Origin of the sequence: Pandoraea capi, from assembly GCF_902459735.1 — a bacterium.
In the GTDB taxonomy this organism is placed as follows: Bacteria; Pseudomonadota; Gammaproteobacteria; order Burkholderiales; family Burkholderiaceae; genus Pandoraea; species Pandoraea capi.
Map to the genome: position 1 here is coordinate 58940 of NZ_CABPRV010000013.1, position 20682 is coordinate 79621.

Annotated in this window: 22 protein-coding genes; 11 read left to right on the top strand and 11 right to left on the bottom strand. The window is 61.9% G+C overall.

Annotation, left to right across the window (positions count from 1 at the left end):
* The first annotated feature begins 122 nt into the window (after positions 1-122).
* The 10 genes from PCA20602_RS22205 to PCA20602_RS26320 all read left to right on the top strand — a co-directional run bounded on the left by PCA20602_RS22205 (position 123) and on the right by PCA20602_RS26320 (position 7217).
* Positions 123-1034, top strand: coding sequence for a LysR family transcriptional regulator (locus PCA20602_RS22205; RefSeq protein ID WP_150723051.1), 912 nt, complete (start codon positions 123-125; stop codon positions 1032-1034).
* 195 nt (positions 1035-1229) lie between these two features.
* On the top strand, positions 1230-1607 hold the full coding sequence (gene rpsF / locus PCA20602_RS22210; RefSeq protein WP_150723052.1) for a 30S ribosomal protein S6: 378 nt from the start codon (positions 1230-1232) through the stop codon (positions 1605-1607).
* A 46-nt stretch (positions 1608-1653) separates the two neighbouring features.
* Positions 1654-1956, top strand: coding sequence for a primosomal replication protein N (gene priB / locus PCA20602_RS22215; RefSeq protein ID WP_044455532.1), 303 nt, complete (start codon positions 1654-1656; stop codon positions 1954-1956).
* 2 nt (positions 1957-1958) lie between these two features.
* On the top strand, positions 1959-2240 hold the full coding sequence (gene rpsR, locus PCA20602_RS22220; protein WP_010803800.1) for a 30S ribosomal protein S18: 282 nt from the start codon (positions 1959-1961) through the stop codon (positions 2238-2240).
* A 27-nt stretch (positions 2241-2267) separates the two neighbouring features.
* Positions 2268-2720, top strand: coding sequence for a 50S ribosomal protein L9 (gene rplI, locus PCA20602_RS22225; RefSeq protein ID WP_069344921.1), 453 nt, complete (start codon positions 2268-2270; stop codon positions 2718-2720).
* 314 nt (positions 2721-3034) lie between these two features.
* Complete coding sequence (locus tag PCA20602_RS22230; protein ID WP_069345023.1) at positions 3035-4402, top strand: replicative DNA helicase; 1368 nt, start codon at positions 3035-3037, stop codon at positions 4400-4402.
* A gap of 113 nt (positions 4403-4515) precedes the next feature.
* Entirely contained in the window at positions 4516-5142 is a 627-nt protein-coding gene (locus PCA20602_RS22235) for a DUF47 domain-containing protein (RefSeq protein WP_150723053.1), read from the top strand.
* Between the two features lie 13 nt (positions 5143-5155).
* Positions 5156-6166 (top strand): inorganic phosphate transporter, encoded by a 1011-nt coding sequence (locus tag PCA20602_RS22240; protein ID WP_044455536.1) that lies wholly within the window; start codon positions 5156-5158, stop codon positions 6164-6166.
* A 306-nt stretch (positions 6167-6472) separates the two neighbouring features.
* Complete coding sequence (locus tag PCA20602_RS26315; protein WP_343032115.1) at positions 6473-6751, top strand: alpha/beta fold hydrolase; 279 nt, start codon at positions 6473-6475, stop codon at positions 6749-6751.
* A 34-nt stretch (positions 6752-6785) separates the two neighbouring features.
* A complete protein-coding gene (locus PCA20602_RS26320; protein ID WP_343032116.1) occupies positions 6786-7217 on the top strand; it encodes an alpha/beta fold hydrolase in 432 nt (143 codons plus the stop codon).
* A gap of 247 nt (positions 7218-7464) precedes the next feature.
* On the opposite strand, the gene PCA20602_RS22250 is transcribed toward PCA20602_RS26320, so the two are convergent.
* The 11 genes from PCA20602_RS22250 to PCA20602_RS22300 form a co-directional block, all read right to left on the bottom strand.
* The gene (locus PCA20602_RS22250) at positions 7465-8199 is read right to left on the bottom strand and encodes a C40 family peptidase (RefSeq protein WP_150723054.1); all 735 of its coding nucleotides are present in this window, start codon (positions 8197-8199) and stop codon (positions 7465-7467) included.
* 276 nt (positions 8200-8475) lie between these two features.
* On the bottom strand, positions 8476-10221 hold the full coding sequence (locus PCA20602_RS22255) for a PhoH family protein (RefSeq protein WP_150723055.1): 1746 nt from the start codon (positions 10219-10221) through the stop codon (positions 8476-8478).
* Positions 10222-10539: 318 nt separating this feature from the next.
* Positions 10540-11001, bottom strand: coding sequence for a peroxiredoxin (locus PCA20602_RS22260; RefSeq protein WP_150723056.1), 462 nt, complete (start codon positions 10999-11001; stop codon positions 10540-10542).
* Between the two features lie 107 nt (positions 11002-11108).
* Positions 11109-12014: a polysaccharide deacetylase family protein gene (locus tag PCA20602_RS22265; protein WP_150723057.1), complete on the bottom strand. Its 906-nt coding sequence runs from the start codon at positions 12012-12014 to the stop codon at positions 11109-11111.
* Between the two features lie 262 nt (positions 12015-12276).
* Positions 12277-13326: a bifunctional UDP-4-keto-pentose/UDP-xylose synthase gene (locus tag PCA20602_RS22270; RefSeq protein WP_150723058.1), complete on the bottom strand. Its 1050-nt coding sequence runs from the start codon at positions 13324-13326 to the stop codon at positions 12277-12279.
* 7 nt (positions 13327-13333) lie between these two features.
* Positions 13334-14248 carry a formyltransferase gene (locus PCA20602_RS22275; protein ID WP_150723059.1) on the bottom strand — a complete coding sequence of 305 codons (915 nt, stop codon included), beginning with the start codon at positions 14246-14248 and terminating at the stop codon, positions 13334-13336.
* Positions 14245-15267, bottom strand: a complete 1023-nt coding sequence (locus PCA20602_RS22280) for a glycosyltransferase (RefSeq protein ID WP_150723060.1) — start codon at positions 15265-15267, stop codon at positions 14245-14247. The genes PCA20602_RS22275 and PCA20602_RS22280 overlap by 4 nt, the downstream gene beginning before the upstream one ends.
* Positions 15264-16430: a DegT/DnrJ/EryC1/StrS family aminotransferase gene (locus tag PCA20602_RS22285; protein WP_150723061.1), complete on the bottom strand. Its 1167-nt coding sequence runs from the start codon at positions 16428-16430 to the stop codon at positions 15264-15266. Before PCA20602_RS22285 ends, PCA20602_RS22280 begins: the two co-directional genes overlap by 4 nt.
* Before the next feature lie 126 nt (positions 16431-16556).
* Positions 16557-16928: an SMR family transporter gene (locus PCA20602_RS22290; protein ID WP_069344931.1), complete on the bottom strand. Its 372-nt coding sequence runs from the start codon at positions 16926-16928 to the stop codon at positions 16557-16559.
* Positions 16929-16995: 67 nt separating this feature from the next.
* Positions 16996-18774 (bottom strand): glycosyltransferase family 39 protein, encoded by a 1779-nt coding sequence (locus PCA20602_RS22295; RefSeq protein WP_150723062.1) that lies wholly within the window; start codon positions 18772-18774, stop codon positions 16996-16998.
* Positions 18771-19160: an Mth938-like domain-containing protein gene (locus PCA20602_RS22300; protein ID WP_150723063.1), complete on the bottom strand. Its 390-nt coding sequence runs from the start codon at positions 19158-19160 to the stop codon at positions 18771-18773. The genes PCA20602_RS22295 and PCA20602_RS22300 overlap by 4 nt, the downstream gene beginning before the upstream one ends.
* Positions 19161-19442: 282 nt before the next feature.
* Between PCA20602_RS22300 and PCA20602_RS22305 the strand changes: the two genes are divergently transcribed.
* On the top strand, positions 19443-20669 hold the full coding sequence (locus PCA20602_RS22305; protein ID WP_150723064.1) for a pyridoxal phosphate-dependent aminotransferase: 1227 nt from the start codon (positions 19443-19445) through the stop codon (positions 20667-20669).
* Positions 20670-20682 lie beyond the last annotated feature (13 nt).

Genomic DNA, 20682 nt, shown 5'->3' on the forward strand with positions numbered 1-20682 from the left:
GTGACTCCTCCAGTGAGTAATAGTGAATCGTTGTTGGAGGTCACTTTAAGCCGGTACGATTTGTTTGATAAGATCACAAAAGATCGTTTTTTTAAGAACAAAAAGTATCGAATGGAGACGCGATGGACCGTTTCAAACAAATTGAAACCTTCGTGCAGGTGGCCGAGGCGGGCAGTCTGGCCGCCGCAGCCCTCAAGGAGGGGGTCTCGCCGGTGATCCTCGGGCGGCGCATCGACGCCCTCGAAAAGCGACTCGGCATCAAGCTCATGTACCGTTCCACGCGTCGCCTGGCGCTCTCGGAGGAGGGCGGCGCTTTTCTGGAGCGTTGCAAACAGTTGCTCGGCGACTGGGACATGGCGGAGAACGAGATCAGCGCCGGGCGGCATGCCGTCTCCGGTCACCTGATCGTGTCCGCCCCGGCGGCGTTCGGTCGCAAGCACGTGGCGCCGCACGCGCCCGCGTTCCTGCGCCTGCACCCGGAGGTTCAGATCTCGTTCAATCTGACGGACCGCGTGGTGGACATCGTGCGCGAAGGCTACGACATGGGGATCCGCATCGGCGGCTCGGTCGATCCGAACTTCGTGGCCGTCAAACTCGCCCAGAACCGGCGTGTGGTGTGCGGCACGCCCGCTTATTTCGCACGGCACGGCCGTCCCAAGACGCTGGAGGATCTGGCCAAACACAACTGCCTCGCGTTCAATCTGCAAGGCGGACAGCAACGCGGCTGGTACTTCAAGCGGCAGGGCAAGCTGGTGACGACACGCGTGGCGGGCAATCTCGATTGCAACGACGGGGAGTTGCTGCACCGCTGGGCGCTCGAAGGGCTAGGGCTCGGCTGGCGCTCGACGTGGGAGATTCAGCGCGAACTGTTGTCAGGCGAGCTGGAAACCGTGCTGGACGAATACGCACTGCCAGACTACGACATTCTGGCCGTCTATCCGCAGCAGCGCTTTCAGCCCGCCCGCGTGCGGCTCTTCATCGAGCAGTTGCGGCAGATTTACGCGCGTCCGAACTACTGGCTGGAGAACGGTTGACGTGATGGGAAGGCTGTGAGGACACCACCGAGAGGGACGGGGACGGGGCCGGGAAGGGCGCCGGAAAGCATCGTGTGGCGGGCACCGATAGGACGGGTGTTGATGATCGACATGAAATCCGCTAGAATCGCGGGTTCTGCAACCTTGCTGCACTGGTTCTGACGCCCAGGCAGCTTTGTCCATAAGGAGCAACATATGCGTCATTATGAAATCGTATTCATCGTTCACCCCGATCAGAGCGAGCAAGTGCCTGCCATGATCGAACGCTATCGTGGCACGGTCGAGTCCCGCCAGGGCAAGATCCACCGCGTCGAAGACTGGGGCCGTCGTCAACTGGCCTACATGATCGAAAAGCTGGCCAAGGCTCACTACGTTTGCATGAACATCGAATGCGACCAGGAAACTCTGGACGAGCTGGAACACGCATTCAAGTTCAACGACGCCGTTCTGCGCCACCTCGTCGTCAAGATGAAGAAGGCTGAGACCGCACCGTCGCCGATGATGAAGGAAGTGGCCCGCGAAGAAGCCAAGAAGGCTGTCGCGACGCCCGCGACCGAAGCTGCTGCTTCGTAATTAGCGCACCGGAACGCATCAGGGTGCCAACGGAAACATTGACCGCGTGAATCGCCTACGGCTCGAGGCCAGCATCGTCGAAATCGGCACGCTGCGCTACACCCCGGCCGGGCTTCCCGTCATCGATGTCACGCTGGCGCACGAGGGAACAGCCGAAGAGGCGGGCGTAGCCCGTCAGGTCGAGTTCTCGATACCGGCAGTTGCGATCGGTCCCATCAGTGCCAAAGTCATGGCGTTGGGACTTGAGAAACCGGCTCAGTGGGCTGGGTTTCTGGCAAAGAAGCATCGCAATAGCCGCACCCTGGTGTTTCACATCACAGCATTGCAAGCATTTGAAAAGGATTGTTGAACATGCCGCGTCCTAACGGTAAAAACAAGAAGTTTGATCGCCGCCGCCAACAGCAAAACCCGCTGTTCAAGCGCAAGAAGTTCTGCCGCTTCACCGTCGCCGGTGTCGAGCAGATCGATTACAAGGATGTCGAAACGCTGAAGGACTTCATCGGCGACAACGGCAAGATCACCCCGGCTCGCCTGACGGGCACCAAGGCGCACTACCAGCGCCAGCTCGATACGGCTATCAAGCGCGCGCGTTTCCTGGCGCTGCTGCCGTACACCGATCTGCACGGTGCTTAATCGCCAGTCGACGAAGGAGAATAGATAATGCAAGTGATTCTGCTGGAAAAAGTCGTCAACCTGGGTAACCTGGGCGACATCGTGAAGGTCAAGGACGGTTTCGCACGTAACTTCCTGATCCCGACGAAGAAGGCTCGCCGCGCCACCAAGGACGCGATCGCCGAATTCGAAGTTCGCCGCGCCGAACTGGAAAAGGCTGCCGCCGACAAGCTGGCTACGGCGCAAGCCGAAGGCGAAAAGCTGTCGGGTCTGACCGTTCAGATCGCACAGAAGGCCGGCGTTGACGGTCGTCTGTTCGGTTCGGTCACCAACTTCGACATCGCCGAAGCCCTGGGCACCCAAGGTTTCAAGGTCGAGAAGATGCAAGTGCGTCTGCCGAACGGCCCGCTCAAGACCGTGGGTGACTTCCCGGTTCAAGTGGCACTGCACACGGACGTCGTGATCGACGTCACGGTGTCGGTGCTGGGCGAGCACGCCTAAGTCGTACCCGCGTCAGCTTCCCGACGCGAATAAAAGACGGAAGTCGGTCTACCGGCTTCCGTTTTTTTATGTCTGTCCGTTCTGTTGCTGTTCCGTCATGCATGGCCGCCGGAAGATCCGGTTGCCGGTCATACGCCGATCTACGCCGACCGCCTTCCGGTTGCGCGCTCGCCTCCATCCACGTCACCGTTCGATAGCGCCACCTTATGCTGCCTCCAGGGAAACTGCTGAACAAACCACGCTCGGAAAAATCGTCGCGCAAGCGGGATTTCGCCGGGGCTGACCGGGATCGCGGGGACGGTATAATGCCCGGCATGAACGCGCCCGATCCCCAGCTCGATTCACTCAAGGTGCCACCGCACTCCATCGAGGCGGAGCAATCCGTGCTCGGCGGTTTGCTGCTCGATAACAGCGCCTGGGATCGTATCGGCGACTTCCTGTCCGAACACGATTTCTATCGGTACGACCACCGACAGATCTATCAGCACATCGGTCGCCTGATCTCCGGCGATCGTCCTGCCGACGTCATCACCGTTTTCGAATCGCTCACTTCCGCCGGCAAGGCCGAAGATGTGGGCGGGCTCGCCTATCTGAACGCACTGGCGCAGAACACGCCAAGCGCGGCAAACATCCGTCGTTACGCCGAAATCGTGCGCGACCGTGCGGTGCTGCGCAAGCTCGTGACCGTGGCCGACGAAATTGCCTCGGATGCTTTCAATCCGCAAGGCAAGGAAGTGCGTCAGATGCTCGACGAGGCGGAGGCGAAAGTGTTCGCCATCGCCGAAGAGGGCTCGCGCAGCACGAGCGGCTTTCTCGAACTGCAACCGCTGCTCACGCAGGTTGTCGAGCGTATCGACGAGCTGTACCACCGCGAAGGCGGTAGCGACATCACCGGTATTCCGACGGGCTTCGTCGATCTCGACCGCATGACGTCCGGTTTCAACGGTGGCGACCTGATCATCGTGGCCGGCCGCCCGTCGATGGGTAAGACGACGTTCTCGATGAACATCGGCGAGCACATCGCGGTGGAGGAGGGGTTGCCCGTTGCCGTGTTCTCGATGGAAATGCCGGGCACGCAGCTCGCCATGCGTATGCTGGGTTCGGTGGGGCGTCTCGATCAGCATCGTCTGCGTACCGGCAAGCTGGTCGACGAAGACTGGCCGAAGCTCACGCATGCCATGCAGAAGATGAACGAGACGCAGTTGTTCGTCGACGAAACGCCGGCGCTCAATCCGATGGAATTGCGTGCGCGCGCGCGGCGTCTGGCGCGTCAGTGCGGCAAGCTCGGTCTGATCATCATCGATTACCTTCAGCTGATGAGCGGCTCGGGCGGCGGTGAGAACCGCGCCACTGAAATTTCCGAAATCTCGCGTTCGCTCAAGGGCCTCGCCAAAGAGCTGAACGTGCCGGTGATTGCGCTCTCGCAGCTGAACCGAAGTCTCGAACAGCGTCCCAACAAGCGTCCCGTGATGTCGGATTTGCGCGAATCGGGCGCTATCGAACAGGATGCCGACATCATCCTGTTCATCTATCGCGACGAAGTCTACAACCCCGATACCCCAGACAAGGGCACGGCCGAGATCATTATCGCGAAGCAGCGTAACGGTCCTATCGGCCACGTGCGCCTGGCGTTTATCGGTGCCTACACGAAGTTCGACAATCTGGCCGGCCCACAATACTGACGCCCGATTTCCACCTGTTCGGATGCGCGTGCGGTAACGTATGCCTCCGACGAGGTAGAATGTGACGTTTTTGTGTCGACCCGTCCCCTATCAATACCCGGAGTTTCCCCATAATGTTCGGTCGCTTCATGCCCACCGAGGGCAAGTTCTTTGACCTGTTCAACCAGCACGCGGCGTGCATGGTGGCAGGCAGCCGTGAGCTGTCCACCATGCTCAACGACCTGCCCAACGCCGAGGCACGTACCGTTGCCGTGCAGAACAACGAGAAGAAAGCGGATCGCATCACGCACGAGACCATCGACTTGATGCACAAGACGTTCATCACGCCTTTCGACCGCGATGAGATCCATAAGCTGATCAGCACCATGGACGACATCCTGGATCTGATGGAAGACGTGGCGACGGCCGTCTGGATGTACGACATCAAGAGCGTGCCGAGCGAGGCCCGTACGCTCGGCGAGATCTGCGTGAAGTGCTGCGAGCGTGTGCAAAGCACGGTCGCACTGCTCAACGACATGGATCGCGCGCGCGATATCCTGAAGCTTTGCGAAGAGATCGACGGCCTCGAATCGGAAGCCGATCGTTTGCTGCGCGCATCGCTGTCGAAGCTGTTCCGCGAAGAGGCGGACGTGAAAGAGCTGATCAAGCAGAAGGCTGTGTCCGAATTGCTCGAATCGGTGACCGATAAGTGCGAGGACGTTGCCAACATCATCGAAGGCATTGTGCTGGAAAACGCCTGAGCGGAGACTTTCGATGGCAACGCTGCACATCAGCCTCTGGCTGGTCGGACTCTTGGTCGTTCTGGCGCTCCTGTTCGACTTCATGAACGGTTTTCACGACGCCGCCAATTCGATCGCTACGGTCGTCTCGACGGGCGTGCTCAAGCCGCATCAGGCGGTGGCTTTCGCCGCCATGTTCAACGTCATCGCGCTGTTCGTCTTTCACCTGAAAGTCGCGGCGACGGTGGGCAAGGGCACGGTACACCCCGAGATCGTGGACCACTATGTGATCTTCGGTGCGCTCGTCGGTGCGATCGCCTGGAACATCATCACGTGGTACTACGGTATTCCGTCGAGCTCGTCGCATGCCCTGATCGGTGGTCTGGTCGGCGCCGCGGTGGCCAAGGCGGGCACGGGGTCGCTCGTCGCGAGCGGTCTGCTGCAAACCGTGGCATTCATTTTCGTTTCGCCGCTGCTCGGGTTCGTGCTCGGCTCGTTCTTCATGCTGCTCGTGTCGTGGCTGTTTTTTCGCACGCCACCGGCACGTGTGGACCGCTGGTTCCGTCGTCTGCAACTGGTTTCGGCCGGGATGTACAGTCTGGGGCACGGCGGTAACGACGCACAGAAGACCATCGGTATCATCTGGATGCTGCTGATCGCCGCCGGTCTGTGGCCGCAGGAAGCGGCTGAACCGCCGCTGTGGGTGATCATCGGCTGCTATCTGGCGATCGGTCTGGGCACCATGTTCGGCGGCTGGCGGATCGTGCGCACGATGGGGCAGAAGATCACGAAGCTCAAGCCGGTTGGCGGTTTCTGCGCCGAGACGGGCGGGGCGTTCACGCTGTTCTTCGCCTCGTGGCTTGGTGTACCGGTCTCGACCACGCACACCATTACCGGCGCTATCGTCGGGGTGGGCGCCACGCGCAAGCTGTCCGCTGTGCGTTGGGGTGTCGCGGGCAACATCGTCTGGGCATGGGTGCTGACGATCCCGGCATCGGCCTTCATTGCCGCCATCGCGTGGTGGGTCGGCAAGCAGTTCCTGTGAGATGAAACGCTGTCTGACGGCGCTTTTCTCGACGTGCAAAAAAGCGGCTTCGGCCGCTTTTTTGTTGTCCTCTGATCGGATCGGCGAGTCGGGCATTGCGGTATTGATGCGCCCGACCGAGTGACGAAAGGCGGGGATGGCGCCGCCATGCGCCCGTGTGCGGCTAGGTGAGTGACGACGTCCCGGCATCTCCCGTCGCTTCACGATCTTCCATCAGCATGCTCCTCAACCGTGCCCGCCGACGCTCCAGATCGGCAATCTGCTGCTCCAGCGCGGCCAGCCGCTTGCGTTGCGTCTCCGAGCGGATTGCTGGGCAGTCATCTGAACTGGGATGCGCAGACGAGTAGCCCGCTCCTGGAACGTTACCGTCTGATCACGTTCGATCTGCGTGGGCATGGACAGTCGGGCAAGCCGGAACGTGCAGACGCCTACACCGATGGTCGCCGTTGGGCAGACGATCTGGCCGCTGTGATCGCAGGGTCGGGAGCGAGGCAGCCCGTCATCGTAGGATGGTCGCTCGGTGCGGCGGTGGCCACGAACTATCTGGCGGCGTATGGGGACACGCGAATCGCTGGCGCGATTTAGGTCGGTGGGGTGATCGAGCTGAAGGGATCAGATCGTGCTGCATCCCGAAATCTACCGGGACGTGACATCCGCCGATCTCAGAACTCATCTAGACGCCGAGAAAGCCTTCCTGAAGCTGTGTTTCGAGACGCAGCCGGACGCCCCGACATTCGACCGCCTGCTAGCGAATGCCGCTCTGGCATCGTTCGACATGCAGCGCGTGGTGCACCGGATGACGGTGGACGCACCGACAGGGCTCGGGGCAATGCATAAGCCGTTGCTGCTGATCTACGGGGAGCGTGATGCGCTCGTCAAAGCGGGGTCGTCCGCGCAGCGAGCCAAGGCATTGGACCCGGCGGCCAACGTCAGCGTCTATCCTGGCGCGGGGCACGCCCCGTTTGTCGAATCGCCGGACCGCTTCCCGCGATCTGGCGGCATTTATGGATGCTGTGGCGTCGTATTGAACCCGGATCGGGGATCCCATTGAGATGACAAATCGCCTTCATCGGGATAATCAATTTCAATAGTTAATTACGATTGATTATCATTTGTTAATAGTATTTTATCGAGCAACGAAGGAGGCGAATATGACCACTTTGATTCAGGCTTTGCGCAACCGCCCCCTTGGCTTATTGATGGGCGCAGCGATCAACATCGGCGGGGCGGCGACCTTGCTTGCGCACCTGCGCTGATCCGGCCCGGCCGGCGGGATGTCTCCCATCGGGCGAGCGGTTTTACATCGAGCTGTTGGCGAAGCGGGCGATGGGATCGTCGTCCTGTGCCGGCGGGGAGGCGAGTCCGGCGGTGTTGCTGGGGGTCTCCAGCGGCACGTTCGGCAGCGGGGCGGCAGCAGGCGTTTGCGCCACCGTCGCCGGCGCCGTGCGATTGACGTAGGTCGTGTTGCCTGCCGGGGCCTTATTGGCGGCGACACGTCGCACGCCATCGATGCGCTTCGCCCAATACGGGATGAAGATACTCTCCAGACGCACCGTGCCACCCGAGTTCGGGGCGTGCACGAATTTCCCCTGACCGACGTAGATGCCCACATGCGAATGCGCGCGTCCCGTCGTATTGAAGAAGATCAGATCGCCCGAAGCGAGATCGTCGCGTTCGAGCACCGTGCCCACGCCACTCATGTCGGCGGTGGTGCGTGGCAGATTGACGCCCGCGGCACGCGCCACGACATAGCGCACCAGTCCACTGCAATCGAAACCTGAGTCAGGGGTATTGCCGCCGTAGCGGTAAGGAATGCCAACGAGGCTCATCGCTTCGAGCGTGATTTCCTCTTGGCCGGCGCTGCGCTCGGGGCCGACTGTGCGGTTGCCGTAGTTCGCGTTCCCCCCTTGCCGGACTGACGGGCCGGACGAACACGCGGCCACGAGCAGCGTGACGGCGAGCACGCCGGCGCTTCGCCACGGCAAGCGCGCCAGCGTTGTCGACGTCACCGACAATGTCGTGGATCGGGCCATCAGGCGAGTCAGAGAGCGATGCATGCTCAGAGGGCGCTGGGTTCGCATGCGCAGAGTTTACGACGCTTACCGCCCGAATGCATCGCAAAAGTACCGGAATCCGTGCGTTTTGTGGCATCGACGTCACAAATTCGCGGCTTGCGGGGCGATATCGTCATTCGGTCGCCATGTGTGTTGATGGACGACCTCGACGTCGGACCTTCATGCGAAGCCAATAAAAACGGCGCCCGAAGGCGCCGTCTTGTCGTACATCGAAGCCCTCGATGAGGGCGGACGTCAGAGAATTTCCGCGGCGTAATCCGCCAGACGCGAACGTTCGCCGCGCGCGAGCGTGACGTGCCCGCTGTGTCCCCAGCCCTTGAAGCGATCCACCACGTAAGTGAGGCCCGAGCTACCTTCGGTGAGGTAAGGCGTATCGATCTGCGCGATGTTGCCCAGGCAGATCAGCTTGGTACCGGGGCCGGCGCGCGTGACGAGCGTCTTCATCTGCTTCGGCGTCAGGTTCTGCGCCTCGTCGATGATGACGAACTTGTTCACGAACGTACGACCGCGCATGAAGTTCATGCTCTTGACCTTGAGTCGCGAGCGAATCAGTTCCTGCGTGGCCGCACGGCCCCATTCACCGGCGGAGTCGTCGGTCTTTTGCAGCACTTCGAGGTTGTCGTCGAATGCGCCCATCCACGGTTGCATCTTCTCTTCCTCGGTGCCCGGCAGGAAGCCGATATCTTCACCGACGGGCACGGTTGCGCGCGTGATGATGATCTCGTTGTAGCGCTTCTCGTCGAGCGTCTGCGCCAGACCGGCGGCGAGCGCCAGCAGCGTCTTGCCGGTGCCGGCCTGACCGAGCAATGTGATGAAGTCCACTTCGGGATTCATCAGCAGGTTCAGTGCGAAGTTCTGCTCGCGGTTGCGCGCCGTGATGCCCCACACGTTGTTCTTGTGATGGCCGTAGTCACGCAGCGTTTGCAGCAGCGCCGTCTTGCCGTTGATTTCCCGAACCTGCGCGTAGAAGGGCGCCTCGCCGTTGTTCGTCTCCAGATAGACGAACTGGTTGATGAGGAAACTCGCGCAGAGCGGCCCGGTGATGCGATAGAACGTGGTGCCGGTACGGTTGTCCTGCCAGCTTTCCATGCCCTTGCCGTGCTTCGTCCAGAAGTCCGGCGGCAGCGCCATCACACCCGAGTAGAGCAGATCGCTGTCCTCGAGCACCTTGTCGTTGAAGTAGTCCTCCGCAGGCAGGCCGAGCGCATGCGCCTTGACGCGCATGTTGATGTCTTTCGACACCAGCACGACCTGACGATCGCGGAACTTGTCCTGCAACGCGCGCACGACGCCCAGAATCTGGTTGTCGGCCTTGCCTTGCGGCAGACCTTCGAGCGGCGGCACGTCGGGCAGGTCGGTCTGGAAGTACAGACGCCCGGTGGCGTCCTTGTTGCCGAGTCGCGAGAGCGGAATGCCCTCCGCCATCGACTTCGTGCCGCTTTCCGCGACCAGCCCGTCGAGCGTGCGGCTCACCTGACGCGCATTGCGCGCCACTTCCGACATGCCCTTCTTGTGATTGTCGAGCTCTTCCAACGTCATCATGGGCAGATAGACGTCGTGCTCTTCGAAGCGGAACAGGCTGCTCGGGTCGTGCATGAGCACGTTCGTGTCGAGCACGAAGAGCTTGGCCGGCTCCTGATCCTTGCCGCGTGTACGTTTCGAACCGGGCCCGGTCGAGGGTGATTTGACCGCCTTGAGCGAGGCGCCGGCACCGGTCGAGTCGGCCTTCGGAGGCGACTGGGGCGAACGCGCGACAGGCGACGGCTGTGGAGCAGTCTGCGTCGCCGGAGCGGGTTTGGGGACGACCTTCAATTCAGTCGCGCCGGCAGCACCGGCGGCACCGGACGTTTCGCCCAGTGCATGTTGTTCAGACGAGGGAATCGGTTTCTTGGCCTCCGTGCGCGAAGGTTTGAGGCGAGTGGGGAATTGTTCCGGGGCAAGCAGCGAGCCCGGTTTGGTCGGCGCCGATGGCAATGGCATAGATTTCCCGTTCAAGAAAACACAACACTACTCGGCCGGGACAAACGGCAATACATCACGTCCCGGCAACAAAAAAGCCGCCTGCCCGGACGCACCGGAGAGGCGGCTTGGCTGAAGGCGCCGCCGTGGCGACGCCTGCAATAGTCTCGTTCAATGCGCTTGATCATTACGGCCGACTATAACGTCTCTTGCCGTGCTTGTATAGCGTCGGATGCCCTCACTGGCGGTCGCATCGACCTGAATGCAACAGCCCACCGAATAGCGCTCGCGCGCATGCCCGATGACCGCCGGGGCGGACGTCGTCCACGCGAGATTCGCTCAGAGCGCCTGCACTGCGGCGAGCACTTCCGACACGTGATCCGGCACGCGCACGCCGCGCCATTCCTTGCGCAACACACCCTTGGCGTCGATCAGGAACGTGCTGCGTTCAATGCCAAGATGTTCTTTGCCATACAGTTTTTTCAGCTTGATGACACCGAACAGTTGGCATACCGCTTCGTCGCCGTCCGAGATCAGCGGGAAGGGGAGTTCCAGCTTGTTCTTGAAGTTCTCATGCGAGCGCAGGCTGTCGCGCGACACGCCGACGATCTGGGCGCCGGCGGCCTGAAACTGGTCGTAGCTGTCACGGAAATTCATGCCTTCCGTGGTGCAGCCCGGCGTGTTGTCCTTCGGGTAAAAGTAGATCACCACCTTCTTGCCGCGATGGGCCTTGAGCGAAAAATCGCCGCCGGTGGCAGGTGCGGTGAAATCGGGCACGGGAGTGTCGATGGCTACCGTCACTATGGTCTCCTTGGGTGGCCTTGCCAGGCCGGTTCGGGAAAAGGTTGTCGAATTCGGGGTCTTGCGAAATCCGGTGCGCGGGTCGGGACGCGTCGATCGCCCCGGCGTCAGGCAGCCGCCTGGCCTTCGAGAATCAGGTCGCCCGAGCGACCCGGTATTTCGCCCCACACTACCGGGTGTGCCGGCAATGCGTTGAGATCGAGCGTCTCGTAATATTGACCCATCGTGATCAGATCGTGGCCCTGACGACGCCATCCGGCCAGCAACTGACGGAACAGCGGCGCCAGCTTCTGCCCTTCGAGTTCTGCGTGAAGCGTGAACACGTGATCTTGCGCCGGATCGCGAGTCAGGGCAAGCAGGTGTTCGGCAACACCATTGATGTCGCGGCCGTCGATGCCGAGCAGTTCGTCCACCGTCGGCAATGTCGTCGGCATCTGCACGTGCTTCAGACGCACGCCGTCCACGATCGGGTAGTGGGGGGCGTTGCCGCGTCCGTCGGACGAATACTTCATGCCCCAGGCGTCGATCTGGCGAAATGCGTGATTGTTCATCTGCCAGCCGGCGGCGCCGTGGGTCAGCGGCGGGGCACCGAAAATCTGTGCGAAGCGGGCGTGGGCCTGCGACATCTGATGCTGCGTCCAGGCGGCGTCGCGCGTGCGCACATTGTCCTGCCAGTACGTGTGGTCCCAGGTGTGGATGCCGGTCTCATGTCCGGCGCTCTGCACGGTGCGCATGACGTCGGCCGCGCGCTTGCCGATGTCCGGCCCGGGCAGCAGGGTGCCGTACATGAGCGTCTTGAAGCCGTAGTGTTCGACGACCGAGGTGCGCGAGACTTTCTTCAGGAAGCCGGGGCGGAAGACTCGCTTGAGTGCCCATCCGGTGTGGTCCGGACCGAGGCTGAACAGAAACGTCGCCTGTGCCGCGTGCTCGGCCAGCGCGGCGAGCAGGTTGGGAACGCCTTCGCGTGTGCCGCGCAGCGTGTCGACGTCGATCTTCAGGACAATCTTGGCCATAGCCGCCCTTGAGGAGTGGTGCATCGAAGACATGGCCCGCGTGGCGCGCGATGTCTCGAATGTCGAATCAGTTGACTGGATGCATTTCCGACGTCCGAAGCCGAGGCAGCGACAGCGGTCGAAATAGCGTCAAAAACGTGAAGTCAAACGCGTGGAGTCAAAAACGCCCGATGCGCCGAGGGCGCACCGGGCGTGTCGTGCGACGTCCGGACAATGCCACGATCATCTCGATGCCGTGGCACGCCGGGCCGGGGCACAGGCGTTATTCGCCTTCGACCAGACGACGCGCTTCGGCGACGTGACCGCGATACGCTTCGAAAATCTTGCGCAGTGCGTCGTCCATCGACGTGGTCGGCTTCCAGTCGAGTTCCTGCATGGTGTTGTCGATCTTCGGCACGCGGTTCTGCACGTCCTGATAACCGTTGCCGTAGTAAGCGCCCGACGAGGTTTCGACCAGTTGCACCTTCTTGGCCGTCTCTGCGTATTCCGGGAATTCGCTCGCCAGCTGGAGCATCATGTTGGCCAGTTCGCGCACCGAGAAGTTGTTCGTCGGGTTGCCGATGTTGTAGATCTTGCCGCTGGCGACGTTGTTCTTGTTGTCGATGATGCGAACCAGTGCATCGATACCGTCGTCGATGTCGGTAAAGGCGCGCTTCTGGTTACCACCGTCGACCAAGCTGATGTTCTCGCCGCGAGCGATGTGGCCGAGGAACTGCGTGACCACGCGCGACGAGCCTTCCTTCGGCGTGTAGATCGAGTCGAGACCGGCGCCGATCCAGTTGAACGGACGGAACAGCGAGAAGTTCAGGCCTTCCTGCATGCCGTAACCCCAGATCACACGATCCATCAGTTGCTTCGAGCAGGCGTAGATCCAGCGCGGCTTGTTGATCGGGCCGTAGATCAGCGGCGAGTTTTCCGGATCGAATTCACCGTCGGTGCACATGCCGTAGACCTCGGAGGTCGACGGGAACACCAGATGCTTGCCGTACTTCACGGCCGAGCGCACGATCGGCAGGTTGGCTTCGAAGTCGAGCTCGAACACGCGCAGCGGGGCCTTCACATAGGTGGCCGGCGTCGCGATAGCGACCAGCGGGAGGATCACGTCGCACTTGCGAATGTGGTACTCGACCCATTCCTTGTTGATCGTGATGTCGCCTTCGAAGAAGTGCATGCGCTCATGGTTGATCAGATCGCCGAGGCGGTCGGTCTGCATGTCCATGCCATAAACTTCCCAGTCGGTCGTCTCCAGGATGCGCTTCGACAGATGGTGGCCGATGAACCCGTTAACACCGAGAATCAGGACTTTTTTCATATTACGGTCAGTGATTGAGCTGGGAAAACTGTTCCGGCGTGACAAGCTTGCCGTCCAGCGTTAGTTCATGAATGACGATGGCATTTCCGTCGCCGCAAATGCCGAGGAGCGCATTATCCACTACTTGCAGTCCACAGGGCAAACCGGCGGGGGCGGGCGAGCGTGACAGGCGAGCTTGCGTGACCACCCAGCGACGATCCGCCACGTCGGTAAATGCGCCGGGATAGGGGGGCGCAACGGCGCGAATCAGGTTGTAGACATCCTGCGCTGGCCGATGCCAGTCGATGCGACCATCTTCGGGCTTGCGTCCACCGAAGTAGCTGCCGGCGGCGAGGTCGTTCGTGTGACGCGGGGCCGTACCCGCGAGCAGACCCGGCAGGCAGCGCCAGAGCGTCTGTTCCGCGGCGACCGTCACCTTCTCGAAAACCTCGCCAGCCGTATCGTCCGGGAGGATCGGTACCGACGTCTGGTCGATGATCGCCCCGGCGTCCGGCTTCAGCGCCATTTCATGCAGCGTGGCGCCCGTTTCGGTTTCGCCTCGCAAAACCGCCCAGTTCACCGGCACACGGCCGCGATACTTCGGCAGCAGCGAACCGTGCATGTTGAACGCGCCTTGCGGTGCGATTTCCAGCACGGCCACCGGGATCATGTGGCGGTAGTAGAACGAGAAAATAAAGTCCGGCGCCACGGCGCGGATGCGTTCGGCGAGCACGGGATCCGCCGGATCGTCGGGGGTGACGACCGGGATGCCATGCTCGGCCGCGACACCGGCGACGCTACCAAACCAGATGTTCTCGTTCGGATTGTCCTGATGAGTCACCACGAGAGCGACGTCGACGCCGCGAGCGAGCAGCACTTGCAGGCAACGAACGCCGACGTTGTGATACGCAAAAACGACGGCTTTGGCAGACGTTGCGCTCATGACGTGTGCGATCCCAGTTCGGTCGCCCCCGTGCTCAGCGTAGCGCTTTGCCCGCCGACGGCTGCGTGTGCCGTGTGACCGGTGGCCTGCGCTTCGAGCACCGCTTGCACCAGATAACGCGGACGCTGGCGGACTTGCTGATAGATGCGGCCGATGTACTCACCGAGCAGGCCCATGCCGAACAGAATCACACCGAGCAGGCAGAATGTCACGGCGAACAGCGTGAACACCCCCTGGACTTCCGAGCCGAACAGGAAGCGTCGCGCGATCAGCACGATGAACAGCAACCCCGACGCCGCGGACAGCGAGATGCCCACGCCCGAGAGCCATTGCAGCGGCACGACCGAGAAGCCGGTCACGAGATCGAAATTCAGACGAATCAGCGAGTACAACGAGTACTTCGATTCACCGGCGAAGCGTTCCTCGTGCGCGACATCCACTTCCGTCGGATTCTGTGCGAAGGTAAAGGCCAGTGCCGGGATGAACGTGTTGATTTCGCGGCACTGATTGACCGTATCGACGATGTGGCGGCTGTAGCCGCGCAACATGCAGCCCTGATCGGTCATGCGGATGCGCGTGATGCGCTCACGAAGACGATTCATGGCGCGCGAGGCGTTGCGGCGGAACCACGTGTCCTGACGATTCATACGCACCGTGCCCACGTAATCGTGCCCGGCGGCCAGTTGTGCCACCAGTTTGCCGATCTCTTCCGGCGGGTTCTGGAGGTCGGCGTCGAGCGTGATGACCCATTCGCCGCGCGTGTGCTCGAAGCCGGCGAGAATGGCCATGTGCTGGCCGTAGTTGCCGTTGAACAGCACGACGCGCGTCACGTCCGGACGCGCGCGATATTGCTCGGCAAGCAGGGCGGCCGAGCGGTCCCGGCTGCCATCGTTGACGAACACCACTTCATAGGTCACGCCCAGCTTGTCGAGCGCCGGGTATAGCCGGTCGAAGAGCGCGCCGAGGCCGGCCTCTTCGTTGTATACCGGGATGACGACAGAGAGTTGTGGTCGATTCATTTTTTGTGATCAGCGCAAATAGCATTCACGGCTTCGCAGACGCGCGCAACGTCGGCATCCGTCATGGCAGGGAACAGCGGCAGGGTCAGGATTGCACGGCCCAGACGTTCCGTATGCGGGAACTGGCCGTCCTTGAAGCCCAACGCACGATACATTGTAAACAGGTGGATGGCCGGGTAGTGGACGCCGCTGCCGATGCCGCGCGCCTTCAACTGCTCCATGAAGCCAGCCCGATCAATGCTCAGGCGCTCCAGCGGCAGTTCGATCTGGAACATATGCCAGTTCGAATTCGTGAAATCGGCATGGGGCAGGCCGACGCCCAACTGGACGGCGGCGCCGCCCGCGAGCGTATCGAAATACAGACGTGCCAGTTCCGTACGGCGGGCGTTGAAGGCCGCCAGATGCGGCATCTGCCCCAAGCCTACGCGTGCGGCCACATCGGTGAGATTGTACTTGCCGCCGAGCACGTCCACATCCATACCGTCGAGGCCGAAGCGGGTCACGCCCTGGAGGCGGTATTTCTCGGCCAGACGCGCTTCGTCGTCGGTATTGAACACCAGCGCGCCGCCCTCGATGGACGTGAGGTTCTTGTTCGGATGGAAGCTGAACGACACGAGGTCGCCGAACGAGCCGATACGCTTGCCGTTCCAGCCCGATCCCATGGCCTGTGCGGCGTCTTCGACGACACGCAGGTTATGACGGCGAGCAATGTCGTACAGCCGGTCCATATCCACCGGCAGGCCGGCGAGATAAACGGGGATGATGGCCCGAGTCTTGGGCGTGATCGCCTTTTCGAGCAGGTCGAGGTCGATATTGCGCGTGGCCGGATCGACGTCGACGAACACCGGCGTGGCGCCGACTTCCAGAATGACGTTGGACGTTGCGACCCACGACAGCGGCGTGGTGATGACTTCGTCGCCGCTTTGCACGCCGGCGATACGCAGGCCGATTTCGAGCGTGGCGGTGCCCGAATTGAAGACGCGCACCGGACGGCCACCGAAATATTCGGACAGTGCCTTTTCAAAGGCCTGCACTTGCGGGCCCGAGGTGATCCAGCCCGAACGCAGCACTTCGGACACGCCGTTGATGGTCGCGTCGTCGAGCGTCGGGCGCGTGAACGGGAGGAACGGTTGATTCGGTTGGGAGGTTGCCGAGTCGCTCATGATGTATGACTAACCCTCAAAGTAGCTCGAACATGCAGGGGAAGCTGCATGAGATGCGCGCCAGCCCACGGGATCGCCAGGATCGACGGGGGCGGCGCATCCGGTGATTGCGCCGGACGGGCAGACTTAGCTGCGCGCCAGGATATAAACACCCACAAGAATGATGCCGATTGCCAGGATCCGCTGCATCGACAGGGTCTCGCCGAACAGATACCAGGCGGCGAACGCATTGACGACGTAGCCCAGCGACAGCATCGGATAGGCAATCGAGACTTCGACGCGCGAGAGCGCCAGAATCCAGACGACCACGCTGATGGCATAGCAGACGAGCCCGCCCATGATCGGCAACTGTGTGGCCAGTTTGATGCCGATCGGGACGATATTGGCACGCGTGAACTCAAGTGCGCCGATGGTGTTGGCGCCCGCCTTGAGCAACAACTGAGCGCACGCGTTGAGCAGCACGCCCGTGAGAATAAGGGAAAACGTCGCGAGATTCATGGAACGTTTGTGAACGTTTGTGAATAATTATGGATGCCGTCATCGGGCCGGGAAAACCCAGGCGGCGTTATTTTACGTTGTCTTCGGGCCAAGGCTTGGAGATTACGACCCGCCTCGCATCGCGCGCGATGATGCGCATCGGCAGATGCTCGGCTTCCAGCTTGCCGAACGTGTCCGGATCGACCAGCGCGAGCGCCTTCGGATCGGCCCGCCAGCGGGCGTAAAAGGCGTCGAGCGTCGGCAACCACTTCTGCGGCTCCTGCTTCACGCCGAACTCCAGCTCATCCGGGTGCTGCACCATGATCATCGTGTGCCCGAGGTAGTAGGGCATGGTGTGATCGAGCACATTCACCGAATAGAACGGCACGTCGGGGCCGAGGCGTTGCATTTCCGCCTTGATGGCCGGCACGAGCAGCACCCCCGTGCTCTGACGGCCGAACACTTCGTGACCCATGCCGCCGATCGTCACGAGCACCAGCATGCCGCCGGCGAACGTCAAGAGGGCGCGGCGTGCGCTGTGACGTGCGAGACGCCACGCGACAAGCGTACCGATCAACCCTGCGCCGAGCGCAAAGTACAACCAGACCTGGAATGCCTTGTACAACTCGTTCGGGTTGCGCACGCTGCCGGCACGTCCGACGAAGATGGCGACCATCACCAGCGCGGCGATCAGGAGGATCGCGTAGCCGGCCATGTGCACACGTACGGTGTCCCGACGCAATTGCGCCAGATACAAGCCGAAGAGCAGGGCCATCGCCGGGGCGATCGGCAGCAGGTACGAAATCAGCTTCGAGTGCGACGCGCTGAAGAACACGAAGATGAAGGCCGACCACACCCACAGCATCACGGCCGGGGCGAAGCCGTTGGGCTGACGCGGCATGCGCCACGTTGCGCGTAGGGTTCCGGGCAGCACCGACAGCCACGGCAGGAAGCCCACCAGGAACACCGGCACGAAGTACCACGGTGCGCCATCCCGGTTATGACCTTCCATCGCAAAGCGGCGGAAATGTTCGTTGATGAAGAAGAAGTCGAAGAACTCCGGGTTGCGCATCTGGACGAGCGCGAACCAGGGCGTGGCGATCGCGAAGAAGACGATCAGGCCGCTGCCGAGGTACAGGCGGCGCCACAGGGCCCAGTCGCGGGAGATCAGGGTGTAGAGCACCAGCACGGCCCCGGGCAGCACGATGCCGACGAGCCCCTTGCTCAGCACGGCGAGCGCCATGGCGGCCCAGCACAGCCACATCCAGCCGCGCACGGCTGGGCGCCCGATACCGGGGCGTTGCGCCAGCAGCAGCGCGCACAGCGACAGACCCATGAAGAACGACAGGCCCATGTCGAGCACGTTGAAGTGCCCGAGCAGCGACCACAGCGGCGCGGCGGCCAGCGCAGCGGCCGCGAACAGGCCGACGCGGGCATTGAACACGCGGCGTCCCGTAAAGCCGACCATCAGCACGCCGGCAAAGCCGGTCAGGGCGGTCCAGAACCGCGCCTGCCATTCACCGAGGCCGAAGGCCGCGAACGTGAGCGCGTTCATCCAGGTTTGCAGCGGCGGCTTTTCGAAATACTTGTAACCGTTGTATCGCAGCGTGATCCAGTCGCCGGTCGTCCACATCTCGCGCGCCATCTCGGCGTAACGGCCTTCGTCGCTGGCAATCAGGTGGCGATAGTCGAGCACGCCGAACCAGACGAGTGCGAACGCGAGGAGCAATAGCCAGAAGGCGGCAGGCGAGAGCGGATAGGCCGCGTCCGGCGTGCCGGTGCTGCCGGTGGCGACAGAAGGAAAGGGCGCGGGCGGCGCGAGAGGGTCGGCGGCCGATGGGCCGGAACTGAGCGGGCGGCGGCTCACTCAGTCGCCTCAGTCTCGATGAGCACGGCCAGGACGACGCGGCGTCCCTCGCTCATCAGGATGTTGTACGTGCGGCAGGCGGCTTGCGTGTCCATCGAGTCGACGCCGATGCGCTGGCTGGTCAGCGCCGTGGTGAGGCGCGGATGGGCGAAACGCAGGCGGGCGCCGCTGCCGAAGATGACGACTTCGGGGTCGAGGGCGCGCAGCGCTTCGAAGTGCGAGGCGTCGAGCGCGTCGAAGCGGGACACCGGCCAGGGCAGGACGTCTCCCTCCGGTGCAATGATCACGCTTTCGTCGTAACGAACCTTGTTGACCTCGACATAGCCCGGGCCATAGCCGGTGACCGTGTTCAATGCTGCTTGCGACGGGTCTTGATGCAGTTTCACTTTCGGAGATTCCCTACCCAGTGGTGGCTGAGCGATCGACAGATCGTCATGGATGCGGCGGGTGACGGACTCGCTAACGGGCGGGCATCTTGCCTTGCATGCCGCAAACCGTCAATGATGCATTGCCGAACTCTGTCATAATTGGCTAAATTATAGCTTTTTGCCGTACGCAGCACGGCAAAACCGTTGCAGTGCGGCATTTTTCACTTCATCCCGCCTGCGACTTCAGCGGATTCCCGGCCTGTCCGGATTCCTGCGTCGCCCGCCAAGACCACAACCGCCGTGAAACCGATCCTCAAATCGCAGAAATTGCAGAATGTCTGCTACGACATTCGTGGGCCCGTGCTCGAACATGCCAAGCGCATGGAAGACGAAGGTCATCGCATCATCAAGCTGAACATCGGCAATCTGGCGCCGTTCGGTTTCGAGCCGCCTGACGAGATTGTCCAGGACATGATCCGCAATCTGCCGAATTCGGCAGGTTACTCCGATTCCCGGGGCGTGTTCGCGGCGCGCAAGGCGATCATGCACTACTGCCAGCAAAAGCGCATCAAGGACGTTCAGCTCGACGACATCTACCTCGGCAACGGGGCGTCCGAACTGATCGTGATGGCCATGCAGGCGCTGCTCAACGACGGCGACGAAGTGCTCGTCCCCGCGCCCGACTACCCCCTCTGGACGGCGGCGGTCAGTCTGTCCGGCGGCACGCCGGTGCATTACGTCTGCGACGAGCAGGCCGACTGGCAGCCGGATCTGGCGGACATCCGCAAGAAGATCACGCCGAACACGCGCGCGATCGTCATCATCAACCCGAACAATCCGACCGGCGCGCTCTACTCGGACGAACTCCTCAAGGACATCGTCGCGCTCGCCCGTGAGCACAAGCTCATCATTTACGCCGACGAGATCTACGACAAGATCATTTACGACGGTGAAGAGCACACGTCGATCGGCTCGCTGTCCGAAGACGTCCTCACGATTACCTTCAACGGTCTGTCCAAGAGCTATCGCGCATGCGGTTACCGCGCGGGCTGGATGGTGGTGTCCGGCGACAAGGGCCCGGCGCGCGACTATATCGAAGGGCTGAACATCCTCGCTTCGATGCGCCTGTGCCCGAACGTGCCGGGCCAGTACGCCATTCAGACAGCGCTGGGCGGCTATCAGAGCATCAAGGACCTGATCGTGCCGGGCGGCCGTCTGTATGAGCAGCGCGAGATCGCGTTCAATATGCTCACTGCCATTCCGGGCGTCACGTGCGTGAAGCCGAAGGCGGCGCTCTATCTGTTCCCGCGTCTGGATCCGGCGGTGTACCCCATCGACAACGATCAGGACTTCATTCTCCAGTTGCTGCTCGAAGAGAAGGTCCTGCTGGTGCAGGGCAGTGGCTTCAACTGGATGCATCCCGACCATTTCCGCGTAGTGTTCCTGCCTCACGAGGGCGACCTGGAAGACGCCATCAGTCGCATTGCCCGCTTCCTTGACGGTTATCGCCGTCGCCACGGCAAGTGATGCGCGCCAACCG